Source organism: Streptomyces sp. STAM6 (genome assembly GCF_054963715.1).
The window spans coordinates 42,268-58,795 of the sequence record NZ_JBUEFZ010000037.1; the positions used below are offsets into that span (position 1 = coordinate 42,268).

The following is a 16,528-nucleotide window of genomic DNA, read 5'->3' on the forward strand; positions in this document are numbered from 1 at the left end:
CCCGCAAGCATGGGGCAGAGATTCACCCCAAGTGATGACGCGCTGTTCGGCCAGGTGCTTACCGCGGGTATCGGTGCCCGGGCCCGGCCCCGCGCCGGCCGGACCGGCATCACGCCGTGGTGCCACCGGTGCCGGAGCTGCCCGGCGGCTGGGGACGCAACTTCAGCGGGCCACGCGCCTTCGCGCCGAGGTCGCCGGGGATCGCGTCGTAGCCGGGGTCGTAGTGCTCCCAGAACGTGTCGGCGTCCTGCGCGGCTGCCGCCTTCCGCCAGTGCTCGTCGGCCGCCTCGATCTCCTCGACAAGGTCGGCGACGGGCTTCTCAGCGGCGGCGGGCCACTGGTGCCCCTCCAGCCGGCGCACGGTCGCCCTGAGGGTCTCCGTCAGCTTCTTCGCCCACGCCCGGTTGGCCGTCAGGTCCTCGTCGGCGTCCTCCTCGGGCTGCTCGAGCATGACGTCGTCGATCGGGTTCATCGCCCCGAGGAACGCCAGCTGGTGCTGGTCGAGGGTGGCGCCGTCGCCGCGCACCGAGCCGGTCAGCTTGCCCTCCTCGGCGGCGAAGGCGCAGGTGACCGCGCGGTCGCCGATCGCCCAGCTCTCCTTGCTCGGCTGGTAGTAGTACGTCCACGCGTGCTCCGGTACGGCCCAGGTGTCGAGCGCGTACTCGGCGTTGATCGTGTCGCAGCGTTCCTCGGCGATCGGCTCGATGGGCTTGTCGCCCGGCCACTTGTCGAACTGGGTGATCTTGAAGGAGCCGGTTATCTCACCGTCGTGCGGCTCGGAGCACTTCACTATGTGCACATCGGCGGTCTCCGTCTCGATGGCCCCGCCGGGCGCGTTGAAACACTGCCCCTTGCGCAGGTCGAACGTGGAGCGCGAGCGGGACGCCTCGTCGACGCCCTCCTGGAACGTGTCGTAGACCTTGGTGAAGGAACCGGTGGCGAACCCGACCGCCACCAGGAGGGTGCTCACCAGGGACAGGGCCATGCCGGCGACCGCCAGGCCCTTGCCACGGTCACCCCGCTTCCTGATCTGAGCGAGGGCGAACCCGCCCAGGATCATCCCGAGCGGCGGCATGCAGCACGCGATGCCGGTGACGAGCGAGCCGATGGCGAGCCCGTTGACGTTCGGGACCGGCGGCGGGACGGGCATGCCGTAGGGCTGCCCGGGCACCGGCGGGAACGGCTGCTGCGGCGGGGGCCAGCCCTGGGAGGACGATTCCACGGTCTGCGGTGCTCCTGTCGGCGCGGATGGGGCGAACGTTCGAACGGCGCGCGCATCGTACGCGGTCCGTGACAGGAGGGGGAACGCGGGTGACGAATGCCGCGATCCGGGCGTCCGTCGGGACGGCGGCCGGTGGCGGGCGGGCCCGACACGACAGCAGGGGCGGCCGCCGGGATCGGCGACCGCCCCGTCATTCGACGGTGCTCGGCTGTGCGGTGGTTCAGAACTGCAGCGCCCAGGAGTCGATCTTCCCGGTGTCCCAGTTCGCGTTGTCGCTCACGCGCAGCTTCCACGTGCCGTTCGCGACCTCGGAGGAGGCGTTGACGGTGTACGTGGTGTTGATGTTGTCCGCGCTGCCGCCGGAGCCGTAGGCCTTGAGCGTGTACGCGGTGCCGTCCGGCGCGATGAGCTGGATCTGCAGGTCGCCGATGTAGGTGTGGACGATGTTCACGGGCACCTGGAGTGCGGACGGGGCGTTGCCGGTGATCCCGCTGACGGTGACCGGCGACTCGACGGTGCTGTTGTCGGCGATCGCGTAGTCGGCGGTGTTCTCGAAACGCTTGCCGGGCGGCTGGGTCGAGCCGCCGCCGACGTACAGCAGGCGGTTCGGGGAGCCGGTGCCGGGGTTGCCCACCACATTGGGCGTGGCGGCGGTCGTCAGGGCGGTGGCGACCTGCGCCGGGGTGGCCGTCCGGTTGTCCGCGAGGTACAGCGCCGCGGCACCCGCGACGTGCGGGGTGGCCATCGACGTGCCGGAGATGGTGTTCGTCGCGGTGTCGCCGCTGTTCCAGGCGGAGGTGATGGACGAGCCGGGTGCGAACAGGTCCAGCACGCTGCCGTAGTTGGAGAAGCTGGAGCGTGCGTCGGAGCTGGTCGTGGAGCCGACCGTGATGGCCTCGGCGACGCGGGCCGGCGAGGTGTTGGACGCGTTGCCGCCGTCGTTGCCCGCGGCGATGGCGTAGGTGACGCCGGAGGCTATGGAGTTGCGCACGGCGGTGTCGAGGGCGGAGTCGATGCCGCCTCCGAGGCTCATGTTGGCGACGGCCGGCTTGACGGCGTTCCGGGTGACCCAGTCGATGCCGGCGACGACCTGAGCGGTGGTGCCGGAGCCGGAGTTGTTGAGCACCCGGACGCCGACGACCCTGGCCTTCTTGGCCACGCCGTAGGAAGAGCCCGCGACGGTGCCGGCGACGTGCGTGCCGTGGCCGTTGCCGTCCTGCGCCGTGTTGTCGTTGTCGATCGCGTCGTAGCCGTACGAGGCCCGGCCGCCGAAGTCGCTGTGGCTGATGCGTACGCCGGTGTCGATGATGTACGCGGTCACACCCTCGCCCGCGGTGTCGGGATAGGTGTAGCTCTGGTTGAGCGGGAGCGCCCGCTGGTCGACCCGGTCGAGGCCCCAGGACGGCGGGGAGGGCTGGGTGCCGGAGATGGTGAAGACGCGGTTCTGCACGACGGAGTCGACGGCCGGGTCGGCGGCCATCTTCCGGGCCTGCGCCTCGGAGAGCTCGACCGCGTAGCCGTTGAGGGCCGAGGTGTACGTCTTCTTGATCTTCGCGCCGTACTGGGCGGCGATCTCCTTGCCCGCCCTGGACTCCGCGTCGGCGGCCGACTCGTCGAGGGTGACGATGTAGCTGCCCGCGACGGCGCCCGGGGCGCCGGCGTTCTCGATGACTCCTCGGGGGGCGGTGTCCGCGGCGGCGGCCGGCAGGGCGGACACGGTGCCGAGCGCGAGCGCGGCGACGGCGACGGCACTGGCCGAGGCCAGTCTTCGCCGCGGGGTACGCATCACTGACATGTGAGGGGTCCTCCTCATTGGTGGTGCGCCACTGTGGGGGTTTTGGCAGGAGCATGACAAACGAGCACGCGGTGTACGGCGCGTTTCCCGTGCCCCTCCGCCAGCCAAAGATTGACCGATCCATAGGAATCCCACAAGGGTCCTGACGCGTCGGTAACACGTGCGCCACACAACTGACATGCTGGCGTTCATGGTGAACGACGCGGCTGATGCGACCTATTACTGCCCCGACTGCGGGGTCCGTTCCTCCGTTTCCTCGCTGACCTGGTGCTGCCCGAAATGCCGCGGCCCGTGGGACCTCGAATTCGCCACCGCTGCGGTCCCCCTGGACGCGCTGGCCGGCCGGGCGAACTCACTGTGGCGCTACGAGGAAGCGCTACCGCTGTCGCGTCCCGCGGCCTCCCTCGGCGAGGGCCGGACCCCGCTCGTCCCCCTCACGGACACCGTGTCGGCGAAGCTCGACTTCCTGATGCCCACGCTCTCCTTCAAGGACCGCGGGGCGGTCATGCTGGCCGAGCTCGCCCGCCGGCTGCGGCCGCGGCGCGTCATCGCCGACAGCAGCGGCAACGCGGGCACCGCGATCGCGGCGTACAGCGCCCGTGCGGGACTCGACTGCGCGGTGTACGTCCCCGAGGGCACCTCACCGAAGAAGCTGGAGCAGATCCGGGCCCACGGGGCGAGCCTGACGGTCGTTTCCGGGGACCGCGAGGCCGCCGCGCGCGCCGCCCGCGAGGCCGCGGACGAACCGGGCACCTTCTACGCGTCGCACGTCTTCAACCCGTACTTCCTGCACGGCACCAAGACCTATGTGTACGAGCTCTGGGAGGACCTGGGCGGCCGGCTGCCCGACACGCTCGTCGTCCCCGCCGGAAACGGCACCCTCCTGCTGGGCGCCGCCCTGGCCACCGCCGAGCTGCACGCCCACGGCCTGATCGACACCCGCCCCGCGCTGGTCGCCGTCCAGGCCGAAGCGGTCGCCCCCCTGGCGACCGCCTTCCGCGCGGGCGCCGAGGACCTGGCGGAGCCGGTGCCCACCGCCCCCACCCTCGCCGAGGGCATCGCCATCGCCCACCCGCCCCGCGCCCGCCGCATCCTGCGCGCCGTCCGCGAATCGGGCGGCACCTTCCTGACCGTGACGGAGGACCAGATCCGCGCCGCTCAGCTGGACCTGGCCGCGCGCGGCCTGTTCGTCGAGTCCACCGGAGTGGCCTGCTGGGCCGCGATCGGCACCGCCCCGCCGCAAGGCACCACGGTGGTGCCCCTGTGCGGCGCCGGAGCGAAGACGGGCCTGGCGGCTCCCGCGGGTACGTGACCACGCGCCCGCGCCCGGTGGGCCGTGCCCGGGGGACCGTGCCGGGGCCGGTGTCCCAGGGGGCCCATGTCGGCGGGCCCGTGCCCGGGGGCCCATGTCCGGGGCCGTGCCCCGGCGCCGCGCGCCAGGGCCTCGCGCGCTAGGCCACCCAGCTCGCCGCACCTGGGCCGGGCGGCCTCGGCTGTCGCCCTGCTGACGAGCCTCCCGCGCACGACGGGCGCATCCAAGGAGATCACCGACCAGGCCGCCGCGCTTCTGCGCACCCATCACCTCCACGGCCACAAGTACGCCGTCGACGCCGCCTTCGCCGTCATCGCCCGCAACGCATCCCGGCCGGTCACGGCCTCACGTGCGACCCCGGGAGTCTCACACTCCTGTGCGGCCCTTCCGTGGAGGTCGTCAAGCTCTGAGGCAGTCTCACCGCCACGCCGACCAGACCTGCCACCCCCCATCACGGGAACGAGGACCCCCTGCGGACAGAAGCTTGTTCCCGACCCACCAACAAGCGGGTCGGGAACAGTCCTTGACGAGACGTCACACGTTGAAGCGGAACTCCACCACGTCGCCGTCCTGCATCACGTATTCCTTGCCCTCCATGCGGGCCTTGCCCGCCGCGCGGGCGTCGGCGACCGAGCCGGTGGCGACCAGGTCGGCGAAGGAGATGACCTCGGCCTTGATGAAGCCCTTCTGGAAGTCGGTGTGGATCACACCGGCCGCCTCGGGGGCCGTCGCGCCCTTCTTGATCGTCCAGGCGCGGGACTCCTTGGGGCCCGCCGTCAGGTAGGTCTGCAGGCCCAGGGTGTCGAAGCCGACGCGGGCCAGGGTGGCGAGGCCCGGCTCCTCGGCGCCGACGGACTGGAGGAGCTCCATGGCGTCCTCCTCGTCCAGCTCGGCGAGGTCCGCCTCCAGCTTGGCGTTGAGGAAGATCGCCTCGGCCGGGGCGACCAGGGCGCGCTGCTCGTCCTTGAAGGCGTCGTCGGTCAGTTCGTCCTCGTCCACGTTGAAGACGTACAGGAACGGCTTCGTGGTGAGCAGGTGCAGGTCGTGCAGCAGCTCCGCCTTCTCGCTGCCCTGGACGATGCCGTGCGAGAAGAGGGTGTCGCCCTTCTCCAGGATCTCCTTGGCCGCCTCGACGGCCGCGACCTTCGGCGCGACGTCCTTCTTGATCCGCGACTCCTTCTGGAGGCGCGGGAGGACCTTCTCGATGGTCTGGAGGTCGGCGAGGATCAGCTCGGTGTTGATCGTCTCGATGTCGTCCTTCGGCGAGACCTTGCCGTCGACGTGGACGACGTTCTCGTCCTTGAAGGCGCGGATGACCTGGCAGATCGCGTCGGACTCGCGGATGTTCGCCAGGAACTTGTTGCCCAGGCCCTCGCCCTCGGAGGCACCGCGCACGATGCCCGCGATGTCCACGAAGTCGACCGTCGCCGGCAGCACGCGCTGGGAGCTGAAGATCTCCGCCAGTTTGGTGAGCCGGGCGTCGGGCACGCCGACGACGCCGACGTTCGGCTCGATCGTGGCGAACGGGTAGTTGGCCGCCAGCACGTCGTTCTTGGTCAGGGCGTTGAACAGGGTCGACTTGCCGACATTCGGCAGACCGACGATTCCGATCGTGAGCGACACGTTGGCGACTTCCCTAGAAATGTGGATGGTGGGCCGATCCCCCAGTTTACGGGCGTGCCGGGAGGCGCCGTGACGGGAGCCGGAGGGTGGCGGGGCGGTGCTCGGCGGACGAACTCTGCGTCAAGGTCACCCAAAGGGCGTGTCCGATGCCGGTTTCCCGCCTCGTCGCGACCTACGTTGTCCATGTGGAGCAGCACAGGAACAGTCCCGCGCAGCGCCGGCAGCGGCCGCAGCCCCCGGTCCTGCCCCAGGGCACGCTCGTCGAGGGCGCGGCCGCCTACCAGGCCGGCCCACGGGCCGGCGCGGCGCCCCGGCCCGGGCGGCCGGGCCGCCGGCCGGTCCCGCCCGGGGGCATGGCCGGGCGGCCCCTCGGCGGGCCGGGGCGGCGGCCCGCCCCGGTGGTGCTCGCCCTGCGCAGACTGCCCAACCCCCGGCTGACCGGACTGGGCGCCGGGCTCTTCGCCGCCACGGCGATGTTCGTGCTGGGCTGTCTGGACTGGCTGCTCCTCGACGGGTCCCCGCTCGTGTACGGGTTGCTGTTCCTGCCGGTCAGCGCCATGACGGCGCTGTGGGTGCGGGGGCCGGACCTGGTCACGGCGCCGATCAGCGTGCCGATCGCCTTCGCCGTCGGCGTCGTACCGATCGCCGGCGGCGAGGGCGGGATCGGCGGCCAGACGATGGCCATCGTCACCGCGCTCGCCGTCCACGCGGGCTGGCTGTACGGCGGCACGCTGGTGGCCGGGGTCATCACGTCCGTACGGAAGCTGCGGCTGATGGGCCGCCGCCAGAGGTCGGCCGCGGCCCGTATGGCCCAGCGCCGCGTCCCGTAGGGAGCCGTCCGCCCGCCGGACGGGCGGACGCCTCCGTCAGCGGGCGGCGGCCGCCATGGCCGCGCCGACGATGCCCGCGTTGTTCTGCAGCTCCGCCGGGACGATCTCGGCCCGGACGTCCGTGATCAGCGGCAGGAACTTCTCGGCCTTGCGGCTGACGCCGCCGCCGACGATGAACAGCTCGGGCGAGAAGAGCATCTCGACGTGCGCCAGGTACTTCTGCACCCGGTGCGCCCAGTCCTCCCAGCTCAGGTCCTTGTCCTCCTTGACCTTCGTGGAGGCCCGCTTCTCCGCCTCGTGGCCGTTCAGCTCCAGGTGCCCGAGCTCGGTGTTCGGCACCAGGCGGCCGTCGATGAAGAGCGCGCTGCCGATGCCCGTACCGAAGGTCAGCATGATCACCGTGCCCTTGCGGCCGCGGCCCGCGCCGAGGGTCATCTCGGCGACCCCGGCCGCGTCCGCGTCGTTCAGCACGGTGATCGCCGTGCCCGGCAGCCGCTCGCCGAGCAGCGCGGCCGCGTCGACGCCGACCCACGCCTTGTCGACGTTCGCCGCCGTGCGGATCGTGGAGCCCGTCACGACGCCGGGGAAGGTGACGCCGATGGGGCCCGACCAGCCGAAATGGGTGACGACCTCAGCAACGCACCCCGCGACGCCGTCGGGCGTCGCGGGGTGCGGGGTCAGTACCTTGTGGCGGGGCTCGGCCAGATCTCCGCGCTCCAGGTCCACTGGGGCGCCCTTGATCCCGGACCCGCCGATGTCCACTCCGAAGACGTTCATGGACTCAACGTTACGGGGCGGCGCTGACAGTTACCGCCTTTACGGGGTCATCGCTCCTCGGTGAGGGCGGCGGCCTCGGCGCGCAGATCGCGGCGGAGCTCCTTGGGCAGCGAGAAGGTGATCGACTCCTCGGCCGCCTTCACGATCTCCACGTCCTCGAAGCCGCGCTGCGCCAGCCACTCCAGGACGCCCTCGACGAGCACCTCGGGGACGGACGCCCCGGACGTGACACCGACCGTGGCGACGCCCTCCAGCCAGGCTTCGTCGATCTCCTCGGCGAAGTCGACCAGGTGGGCGTCCTTCGCGCCGGCGCCGAGGGCGACCTCGACGAGCCGGACGGAGTTGGAGGAGTTCTTGGAGCCCACGACGATGACCAGGTCGGCCTCGGCGCCCATCTGCTTCACCGCGGTCTGGCGGTTCTGCGTGGCGTAGCAGATGTCGTCGCTCGGCGGGGAGATCAGCTGCGGGAACTTCTCCTTCAGCTTGTCGACCGTCTCCATCGTCTCGTCGACGGAGAGGGTGGTCTGGGAGAGCCAGACGACCTTCGACTCGTCGCGGACGGTGACGTGCTCGACGTCCGCCGGGCCGTCCACGAGGGTGATGTGGTCCGGGGCCTCGCCGGAGGTGCCGATGACCTCCTCGTGGCCCTCGTGGCCGATCAGGAGGATGTCGTAGTCCTCCTTGGCGAACCGGACCGCCTCCTTGTGGACCTTGGTGACCAGCGGGCAGGTCGCGTCAATGGTCGCGAGCCGGCGCTCGGCGGCCTCCTGGTGGACGGTCGGCGCCACACCGTGCGCGGAGAACATCACGATGGACCCCTCGGGGACCTCCACCGTCTCGTCGACGAAGATCGCGCCCTTCTTCTCCAGGGTCTGCACGACGTACTTGTTGTGGACGATCTCGTGCCGCACGTAGATCGGCGAGCCGTACTGCTCCAGCGCCTTCTCCACGGCGATGACGGCACGGTCCACGCCCGCGCAGTAGCCGCGGGGAGCGGCGAGCAGGACGCGCTTTTCGGGCGACTGGCGGGAAGGCGCAGAAGTCATGGTCCCATCGTAAGGGCGCGTATGAGCGGCGCCCGATCCGCCGGGTGGCGAGACCGGGGGAGCCGGTCGGCCCGGGTGCGCGGGGTACGGAGCGGCACCGCGGCTGCGGCGGACGCTCGGGTTCCGGGATCTTGTCGTCCACGGCCCGCTCCGCGTCGCGCGGGCGGCCCTCTCCCCGGGTTCGTGGCGCTGGTCCACGGGGCGGCGCCGTCGCGACGGCTTTCACCGCATTCAGCTACGCCCGGACGGTCCGGGTGGTCCCGTGGGGCCGGTCCGGTCGCCGGGTACGCCGCAGGGTGCTGCCGCCACCGACACGGCGTTGCGGCGCGGCCCGGCGGGGGCCGGAGGGATGTCGTAGCCGGCGCGTACGCTCGCCCTCATGGCTCTCACTACGTCTGCCGAAGCTCCGCTGCCCGTCGGACAGGTGTCGCGGCTCATCGGGGGGTGGATCGACCGGCTCGGCTCCATCTGGGTGGAGGGGCAGATCACGCAGCTGTCCCGGCGGCCGGGCGCGGGCGTCGTGTTCATGACGCTGCGGGACCCCTCGCACGACATCTCGGTGGCGGTGACCTGCTACCGGCAGGTGTTCGACGCGGTCGCGGACATCGTGTCCGAGGGCGCGCGCGTCGTGGTGCACGCCAAGCCCGAGTGGTACGCGCCGCGGGGCCAGCTGTCGCTGCGGGCGGCCGAGATAAGGCCGGTCGGCATCGGTGAGCTGCTCGCCCGGTTGGAGCAGCTCAAGCGGTCGCTGGGAGCGGAGGGCCTCTTCGCGCTCGACCGCAAGAAGCCGGTGCCTTTCCTGCCCCAGCTCGTCGGGCTCGTGTGCGGCCGGGCTTCGGCCGCCGAGCGGGACGTGCTGGAGAACGCGCGGCGGCGGTGGCCGGCGGTCCGGTTCGAGGTGCGGAACGTCGCGGTGCAGGGCGTGCACGCGGTGCCGCAGGTCGTGCAGGCCGTCAAGGAGCTGGACGACCTGCCGGACGTCGACGTGATCATCGTGGCGCGGGGCGGCGGCAGTGTGGAGGACCTGCTGCCGTTCTCCGACGAGCAGCTCGTCCGCGCGGTGGCGGCGTGCCGTACGCCGGTGGTGTCCGCGATCGGGCACGAGCCGGACACGCCGCTGCTCGACCTGGTCGCGGATCTGCGGGCGTCGACGCCGACGGACGCCGCGAAGAAGGTCGTCCCGGACGTGGGCGAGGAGCTCGACCGGGTGCGGGCGCTGCGGGACCGCGCGCTGCGCACGGTGCGGGGGCTGGTGGAGCGGGAGGAGCGCGGGCTGGCGCACGCGCTGGGCCGGCCGGTGATGGAGCACCCGCAGCGGATGGTGGAGGAGCGGCAGGCCGAGGTGGACGCGCTGCTGGCGCGCAGCCGGCGGGTGCTCGGTCATCTGCTGGACCGGGCGGACTCGGAGCTGTCCCACACCCGCGCGCGCGTGGTGGCACTTTCCCCCGCGGCGACCCTGGAGCGGGGGTACGCGGTGCTGCAGCGGACGGACGGGACGGTGGTCCGGTCGCCGGAGGAGGTCGCGGCGGACGAGGAACTGAGGGCGCGCGTCGCGGAGGGTGAATTCGCGGTGCGCGTGGGCCCCGGCGGTGTCGGACCCCGCCCTTAGGGTGGAGCGCATGGCGGACACGAAGACCGACACGGACACGAACGCGGCGGCGGCCGCGGAGGCGGCGCTCGGGTACGAGCAGGCGCGGGACGAGCTCATCGAGGTCGTCCGGCGGCTGGAGGCGGGCGGCACGACGCTGGAGGAGTCGCTGGCCCTGTGGGAGCGGGGCGAGGAACTGGCCAAGGTGTGCCGCCGCTGGCTGGAGGGGGCGCGTGCCCGCCTCGACGCCGCCCTGGCGGACCCGGAGGGCACGGCCGGCCGGGAGGCCTGAGGGGCCCGGGAATCACGGTTGTCTCTGTGAGTTGGATCACCGCACCCGCGTTTTAGTTGAAACTTAACCTATCTCGGGCGTACGTTTGGGGACAGCTCGAACCCCTCTGCACATCCGAAAGGTACGCAGCATGTCCCTCGCCCTTGACCCCGCCGCCCAGGACCTTCTCTTCCGTGAGGCCCGCACCGCCAACACCTTCACCGACGAGCCGGTCACGGAGGAGCAGGTCCAGGCGATCTACGACCTGGTGAAGTACGGCCCGACGGCCTTCAACCAGACGCCGCTGCGCATCGTGCTGGTCCGCTCCGCCGAGGCCCGCGAGCGCCTGCTGCCGCACATGGCGGAGGGCAACCGCGCCAAGACCGCCGCCGCGCCGCTGGTCGCGATCCTCGCCGCCGACAACGAGTTCCACGAGGAGCTGCCGAACCTGCTCCCGCACTTCCCGCAGGCCAAGGACATGTTCTTCGCCGAGCGCCCGGTCCGCGAGAGCTCCGCCGGTCTCAACGCCGCGCTGCAGGCCGCGTACTTCATCGTGGGCGTCCGCGCCGCCGGCCTGGCCGCCGGCCCGATGACCGGCTTCGACCACGCGGGCGTGCAGAAGGAGTTCCTGGACGGCGACCACACGCCGCTGATGGTCATCAACATCGGAAAGCCCGGCGAGGACGCCTGGTTCCCGCGCTCGCCGCGGCTGGCCTACGACGAGGTCATCACCACCGTCTGACGGCCACGTAGCTGGGGGTCCGGGGGTCGCCCCCGGACAAGCACAGCCCGCGCTCGCCGCGGCCGGCCTACGACGAGGTCATCACCACCGTCTGACGGCCACGTACCGAGCGCTGCCGGGAGTCCGGGGGTCGCCCCCGGACAAGCACAGCCCGCGCTCGCCGCGGCCGGCCTACGACGAGGTCATCACCACCGTCTGACGCGCCCCCCGCGCCGGACGGGGCGGCGCGCGGACCCACCGGTCCCGCGTACGCACGGACGACGGCCCCGGACACCGATCCCCCCTCGGTGTCCGGGGCCGTCGCCGTGCGCGGGCAGGTGGACCGCTCAGGCCTTCTTCGACTGCAGCGCGGCGGCCATCTCGGCCAGCTGCGCGTACGGCGCGGTACCGGTGACCACCGTCGTCACGCCCTTCTCCTGCCGGACCAGGGCGTCGTACTTCGGCCCTTCCCAGCGCTGCCACTGCTGCCCGGCGACGGCCTGCGTGCGTCCGGTGTCGGCCGCGCCGTGCGTGACCCCGTCGATGTACTTCGCGGCGGGCGCGGTCGACTGCTCGACGGCCACGTACTCGCGGTCCGGGGTCAGGAAACCCAGGTGCCAGGCGTCGGACTCCTGGCGGTCGTACGAGACGGAGGTCGGCATCCAGTCCTTGGCCAGCCCCTGGGGCGCCAGCACCGCGTAGGGAGCCGCACGCTGGGCCGTCACCAGCTCGACCCGGTAGTCGACCGGCTTGATCGGGTCCGCGTTCTCGTCATGCGGAACGAAGAGGTAGATCACGCCGGCGACGGCGCAGATGACCGCCATCGACTGGAACATTCCGCGTACTGTCTGCTTGCCTCGCATACCTGCCACGCCCCCTATGGTCGCATCAGGGCGAGCTGCTCAGACGTGGGCCCCACTGCTCAATATGTCGACCTGGGGATAGAGTCACAGCACCCTCTTCACTTCCGGCATCGCCGTACAGAAAGGTGCGCTCCGATGACCGAGCATCATCTGCCGTCCGAGCTCGAGGTCTCCCCCGAGGCTCCCGACCGCAACCTGGCCCTGGAGCTCGTCCGGGTCACCGAGGCCGCCGCGATGGCCGCCGGCCGCTGGGTCGGCCGCGGCGACAAGATCGGTGCCGACGGCGCGGCGGTCAACGCCATGCGGACCCTTGTCTCCACCGTTTCGATGAACGGCGTCGTCGTCATCGGCGAGGGCGAGAAGGACGAAGCGCCCATGCTGTACAACGGGGAGCGGATCGGCGACGGCACCGGCGCCGAGGTGGACATCGCGGTCGACCCGATCGACGGCACCACGCTCAACGCCAAGGGCATGCCCAACGCGATCGCCGTGCTGGCGGCGGCCGACCGCGGCACCATGTTCGACCCGTCCGCGGTGTTCTACATGGACAAGCTCGTCACGGGCCCCGAGGCGGCCGACTTCGTCGACATCAACGCCCCGGTCTCGGTCAACATCCGGCGCGTCGCCAAGGCCAAGAGCATGTCCCCCGAGGACGTCACGGTCGTCATCCTGGACCGCCCCCGCCACGAGGGCATCGTCAAGGAGATCCGCGAGACCGGCGCCCGGATCAAGTTCATCTCGGACGGCGACGTGGCCGGCTCGATCATGGCCGCCCGCGAGGACACCGGCGTGGACATGCTCCTGGGCATCGGCGGCACGCCGGAGGGCATCATCTCCGCCTGCGCCATAAAGTGCCTGGGCGGTGTCATCCAGGGCAAGCTGTGGCCGAAGGACGAGGCCGAGCGCCAGAAGGCACTCGACGCCGGCCACGACCTGGACCGTGTCCTCTCCACGAACGACCTGGTCAGCGGCGATAACGTGTTCTTCGTCGCGACCGGCATCACGGACGGCGAGCTGCTGCGCGGGGTCCGCTACCGCTCGGAGACCGCGACCACGTCGTCGCTGGTGATGCGCTCGAAGTCGGGCACGATCCGGCGGATCGACTCCACGCACCGGCTGTCGAAGCTGCGCGCGTACAGCCAGATCGACTTCGATCGGGCCAAGTAGGCGCCAACGGAGAGGGGCGCCCCCAGGTGCGGTGGGAGCGCCCCTTTCCGTACGGGCCGGGCCTCGCGTGCCGTGCGGGAGCCGCGCAGGTCAGCCCGCCGCGGCGATCTGCTGCGAGGCGGCCTTCCTGAGCTCGACCTCACGACGGCGCCGGCGGGCGAGCACGACGCGGCGCTCGGCCGCGGTCAGGCCGCCCCACACTCCGTACGGCTCGGGCTGGAGCAGCGCGTGCTCCCGGCACTCGACCATCACCGGGCAGCGGGCGCAGACCCGTTTGGCGGCCTCCTCGCGCGCCAGCCGGGCGGCCGTGGGCTCCTTGGACGGGGCGAAGAACAGTCCGGCTTCGTCCCGGCGGCACACCGCCTCCGTATGCCAGGGCCCGCCCTGGTCCTCTCGCGCGGAAATCCGCTGGGAGGGTACGGCGGCTACCTGGAGGGGCTGATGCGGCAGTTGCAGCACGGTCTACTCCTGACGACGGCTTCGCGAGCGAGAGACGATGCAGCAAGGCCTACCCGCTGTGCGCGCGCCTATGCACTGCGTTCCCTGGGGCGAATTCCGGTCGGCCGAAACCCGCCGCCGCCTCAATGGCCCAGGTGCTTGCGCAGTTTGTCGTGGAGATCGGCGATGCGCTTGCCGCGCTTCGGCTTGGCTTCGACGTTGCCGAAGACGGAGTACCCGTTGACGACGATGACCGGGGCCTCGGGGTCGGCCGCCTCCAGGGTGACCACTTCGAAGTTGCCGAAGACGCCGGTGCCGCTGCCGCGCAGGGTGATGTTCTCCGGGACCCGGACCTCGACGTTGCCGAAGATCGAGGTGGCGTTGATGGTCGTCAGCCGCTGGGTGAAGATCGCCTCCGTCAGGTCGATCTCGATACTGCCGAAGAGGGAGAAGGCGTTGGTCCTGCGGCCCACCCGCCAGCGGCCCTTGCGGGTGGAGCTGGAGAAGACCGCGACCAGGTTCTCCGCGGGCGCGCTCGTGTCGTCCGGGCCGTACGCGTAGCCCCGCTCGGCCTCGCGGCGCGCCCCGGCCGCCGGCAGGTCCCGGACGATCGGCTCCAGTTCCCCCACGGTCTTGGCGCGATACACGGCGTCGATGCGCTCCGAGTGCTCCTCGGCGTCGAGCCGCCCCTCGGCGAGGGCGTCGCGGAGGATGTCCGCGATCCGGTCGCGGTCGGCGTCCGATGCCCGGATGTCCGCGTGGGCGACCGGCTTCTGGGGCTGCTTTTCGAGGTCCACGGAAGCAGACTAGCGAAACGCGATAGATCGCGACTAGGGGACGCGTCGCGGGAACTGAGCCTTACCTCACAGACCCGGTGCCGGTGCGGCGTCTTACGCTTGTGAACGCGCCGCCAACGGAGGTGGCGCCGCCGTCTGCCGAGTGAGGAATGGCCGTAATGCCAGAGTTTGCGTACTCCGACCTTCTCCCCCTGGGAGAGGACACCACGCCCTACCGCCTGGTGACCGCCGAGGGCGTCTCCACCTTCGAGGCCGACGGCCGTACGTTCCTCAAGGTGGAGCCGGAGGCGCTGCGCAAGCTGGCCGCCGAGGCGATCCACGACATCCAGCACTACCTCCGCCCGGCGCACCTCGCGCAGCTGCGCAAGATCATCGACGATCCCGAGGCCAGCTCCAACGACAAGTTCGTCGCCCTGGACCTGCTGAAGAACGCCAACATCGCGGCCGCCGGCGTCCTGCCCATGTGCCAGGACACCGGCACGGCGATCGTCATGGGCAAGCGCGGCCAGAACGTGCTCACCTCCGGCCGCGACGAGGAGGCCCTCTCCCGCGGCATCTACGACGCGTACACCAAGCTGAACCTGCGCTACTCGCAGATGGCTCCGCTCACCATGTGGGAGGAGAAGAACACCGGCTCCAACCTCCCGGCGCAGATCGAGCTGTACGCGACCGACGGCGGCGCCTACAAGTTCCTCTTCATGGCCAAGGGCGGCGGCTCCGCCAACAAGTCCTTCCTCTACCAGGAGACGAAGGCCGTCCTCAACGAGGCGTCCATGATGAAGTTCCTGGAAGAGAAGATCCGCTCGCTCGGCACCGCGGCCTGCCCGCCGTACCACCTGGCGATCGTCGTCGGCGGCACCTCCGCCGAGTTCGCCCTGAAGACCGCGAAGTACGCCTCCGCGCACTACCTGGACGAGCTGCCCTCCGAGGGCTCGGAGCTCGGCCACGGCTTCCGCGACGAGGAGCTGGAGAAGAAGGTCTTCGAGCTCACCCAGAAGATCGGCATCGGCGCGCAGTTCGGTGGCAAGTACTTCTGCCACGACGTCCGCGTGGTGCGCCTGCCCCGCCACGGCGCCTCGCTGCCCGTGGCGATCGCCGTGTCCTGCTCGGCCGACCGCCAGGCCGTCGCGAAGATCACCGCCGAGGGCGTCTTCCTGGAGCAGCTGGAGACCGACCCCGCGCGCTTCCTGCCCGACACCACCGACGAGCAGCTCTCCACCGAGGGCGACGTCGTCAAGATCGACCTGAACCAGCCGATGGACGACATCCTCGCCGAGCTCTCCAAGCACCCGGTGAAGACACGGCTGTCCCTCACCGGCCCGCTGGTCGTGGCCCGCGACATCGCCCACGCGAAGATCAAGGAGCGGCTGGACGCGGGCGAGGAGATGCCGCAGTACCTCAAGGACCACCCGGTGTACTACGCCGGCCCCGCGAAGACCCCCGAGGGCTACGCCTCCGGCTCCTTCGGCCCCACGACGGCCGGCCGCATGGACTCCTACGTCGAGCAGTTCCAGGCGGCGGGCGGCTCCAGGGTCATGCTCGCCAAGGGCAACCGCTCCAAGCAGGTCACCGACGCGTGCGGCACGCACGGCGGCTTCTACCTCGGCTCGATCGGCGGACCCGCGGCGCGGCTCGCGCAGGACTGCATCAAGAAGGTCGAGGTGGTCGAGTACGAGGAGCTCGGCATGGAGGCGGTCTGGAAGATCGAGGTGGAGGACTTCCCGGCGTTCATCGTCGTCGACGACAAGGGCAACGACTTCTTCCAGGATCCGGCGCCGGCGCCGACGTTCACGTCCATCCCGGTCCGCGGCCCCGGCCTCTAGGGGGCTGGGGCTCCGCCCCCGCCCTCCGGGCCCGCACCCCCGAAGTGCGGGCCCACCCCGGGGCTCCGCCCCGGACCCCCTGTCTGCGCGGCCCGGTTGTGCCCACCCTCCCCAAGCTCTCGGCTTCACTCCAGCAGGGGGACCCCCATCGCCCTGCGGAGCGACTGCCCACCACAGGTCCCCCAGCCGCCCACCGGAGCGACGGGCCCCCACCAGGAACCGAGCCGCACCCGGCATCCGGCGCAGGGGTGGGGC

Annotated in this window: 15 protein-coding genes; 7 read left to right on the forward strand and 8 right to left on the reverse strand. The window is 71.3% G+C overall.

Annotated features, from left to right (window positions below):
- Positions 1 to 109 precede the first annotated feature (109 nt).
- Both ACY34K_RS29155 and ACY34K_RS29160 read right to left on the reverse strand, forming a co-directional pair.
- On the reverse strand, positions 110 to 1,222 hold the full coding sequence (locus ACY34K_RS29155) for a DUF4190 domain-containing protein (protein WP_462752397.1): 1,113 nt from the start codon (positions 1,220 to 1,222) through the stop codon (positions 110 to 112).
- 220 nt (positions 1,223 to 1,442) lie between these two features.
- Positions 1,443 to 3,017 carry a S8 family peptidase gene (locus ACY34K_RS29160; protein ID WP_462752399.1) on the reverse strand — a complete coding sequence of 525 codons (1,575 nt, stop codon included), beginning with the start codon at positions 3,015 to 3,017 and terminating at the stop codon, positions 1,443 to 1,445.
- 190 nt (positions 3,018 to 3,207) lie between these two features.
- Here ACY34K_RS29160 and ACY34K_RS29165 point away from each other — a divergent pair, with 190 nt between their 5' ends.
- Positions 3,208 to 4,329, forward strand: a complete 1,122-nt coding sequence (locus ACY34K_RS29165; protein ID WP_462752401.1) for a threonine synthase — start codon at positions 3,208 to 3,210, stop codon at positions 4,327 to 4,329.
- A 534-nt stretch (positions 4,330 to 4,863) separates the two neighbouring features.
- Here ACY34K_RS29165 and ychF read toward each other — a convergent pair.
- Positions 4,864 to 5,952 carry a redox-regulated ATPase YchF gene (gene ychF, locus ACY34K_RS29170; RefSeq protein ID WP_462752403.1) on the reverse strand — a complete coding sequence of 363 codons (1,089 nt, stop codon included), beginning with the start codon at positions 5,950 to 5,952 and terminating at the stop codon, positions 4,864 to 4,866.
- 185 nt (positions 5,953 to 6,137) lie between these two features.
- Between ychF and ACY34K_RS29175 the strand changes: the two genes are divergently transcribed.
- Positions 6,138 to 6,782: a DUF6542 domain-containing protein gene (locus ACY34K_RS29175; protein WP_462752405.1), complete on the forward strand. Its 645-nt coding sequence runs from the start codon at positions 6,138 to 6,140 to the stop codon at positions 6,780 to 6,782.
- Positions 6,783 to 6,818: 36 nt separating this feature from the next.
- Here ACY34K_RS29175 and ppgK read toward each other — a convergent pair whose 3' ends face one another.
- Positions 6,819 to 7,559: a polyphosphate--glucose phosphotransferase gene (gene ppgK / locus ACY34K_RS29180; RefSeq protein ID WP_462752406.1), complete on the reverse strand. Its 741-nt coding sequence runs from the start codon at positions 7,557 to 7,559 to the stop codon at positions 6,819 to 6,821.
- A 47-nt stretch (positions 7,560 to 7,606) separates the two neighbouring features.
- On the reverse strand, positions 7,607 to 8,605 hold the full coding sequence (locus ACY34K_RS29185; RefSeq protein ID WP_462752408.1) for a 4-hydroxy-3-methylbut-2-enyl diphosphate reductase: 999 nt from the start codon (positions 8,603 to 8,605) through the stop codon (positions 7,607 to 7,609).
- 379 nt (positions 8,606 to 8,984) lie between these two features.
- Between ACY34K_RS29185 and xseA the strand changes: the two genes are divergently transcribed.
- The 3 genes from xseA to ACY34K_RS29200 all read left to right on the forward strand — a co-directional run bounded on the left by xseA (position 8,985) and on the right by ACY34K_RS29200 (position 11,206).
- Positions 8,985 to 10,214, forward strand: coding sequence for an exodeoxyribonuclease VII large subunit (gene xseA / locus ACY34K_RS29190; protein ID WP_462752409.1), 1,230 nt, complete (start codon positions 8,985 to 8,987; stop codon positions 10,212 to 10,214).
- A gap of 10 nt (positions 10,215 to 10,224) precedes the next feature.
- Positions 10,225 to 10,485: an exodeoxyribonuclease VII small subunit gene (locus tag ACY34K_RS29195; protein ID WP_462752411.1), complete on the forward strand. Its 261-nt coding sequence runs from the start codon at positions 10,225 to 10,227 to the stop codon at positions 10,483 to 10,485.
- Positions 10,486 to 10,615: 130 nt separating this feature from the next.
- Positions 10,616 to 11,206 (forward strand): malonic semialdehyde reductase, encoded by a 591-nt coding sequence (locus ACY34K_RS29200; RefSeq protein ID WP_462752413.1) that lies wholly within the window; start codon positions 10,616 to 10,618, stop codon positions 11,204 to 11,206.
- Positions 11,207 to 11,532: 326 nt separating this feature from the next.
- On the opposite strand, the gene ACY34K_RS29205 is transcribed toward ACY34K_RS29200, so the two are convergent.
- On the reverse strand, positions 11,533 to 12,057 hold the full coding sequence (locus ACY34K_RS29205; RefSeq protein ID WP_462752415.1) for a DUF4245 domain-containing protein: 525 nt from the start codon (positions 12,055 to 12,057) through the stop codon (positions 11,533 to 11,535).
- Positions 12,058 to 12,183: 126 nt separating this feature from the next.
- Between ACY34K_RS29205 and glpX the strand changes: the two genes are divergently transcribed.
- Positions 12,184 to 13,215: a class II fructose-bisphosphatase gene (glpX, locus tag ACY34K_RS29210; protein WP_462752417.1), complete on the forward strand. Its 1,032-nt coding sequence runs from the start codon at positions 12,184 to 12,186 to the stop codon at positions 13,213 to 13,215.
- Between the two features lie 90 nt (positions 13,216 to 13,305).
- Here glpX and ACY34K_RS29215 read toward each other — a convergent pair whose 3' ends face one another.
- Complete coding sequence (locus tag ACY34K_RS29215) at positions 13,306 to 13,674, reverse strand: WhiB family transcriptional regulator (RefSeq protein ID WP_462752418.1); 369 nt, start codon at positions 13,672 to 13,674, stop codon at positions 13,306 to 13,308.
- 122 nt (positions 13,675 to 13,796) lie between these two features.
- Positions 13,797 to 14,450 (reverse strand): DUF1707 SHOCT-like domain-containing protein, encoded by a 654-nt coding sequence (locus ACY34K_RS29220; protein ID WP_462752420.1) that lies wholly within the window; start codon positions 14,448 to 14,450, stop codon positions 13,797 to 13,799.
- Positions 14,451 to 14,599: 149 nt separating this feature from the next.
- Between ACY34K_RS29220 and ACY34K_RS29225 the strand changes: the two genes are divergently transcribed.
- The gene (locus ACY34K_RS29225) at positions 14,600 to 16,273 is read left to right on the forward strand and encodes a fumarate hydratase (protein WP_462752422.1); all 1,674 of its coding nucleotides are present in this window, start codon (positions 14,600 to 14,602) and stop codon (positions 16,271 to 16,273) included.
- Positions 16,274 to 16,528: the final 255 nt, after the last annotated feature.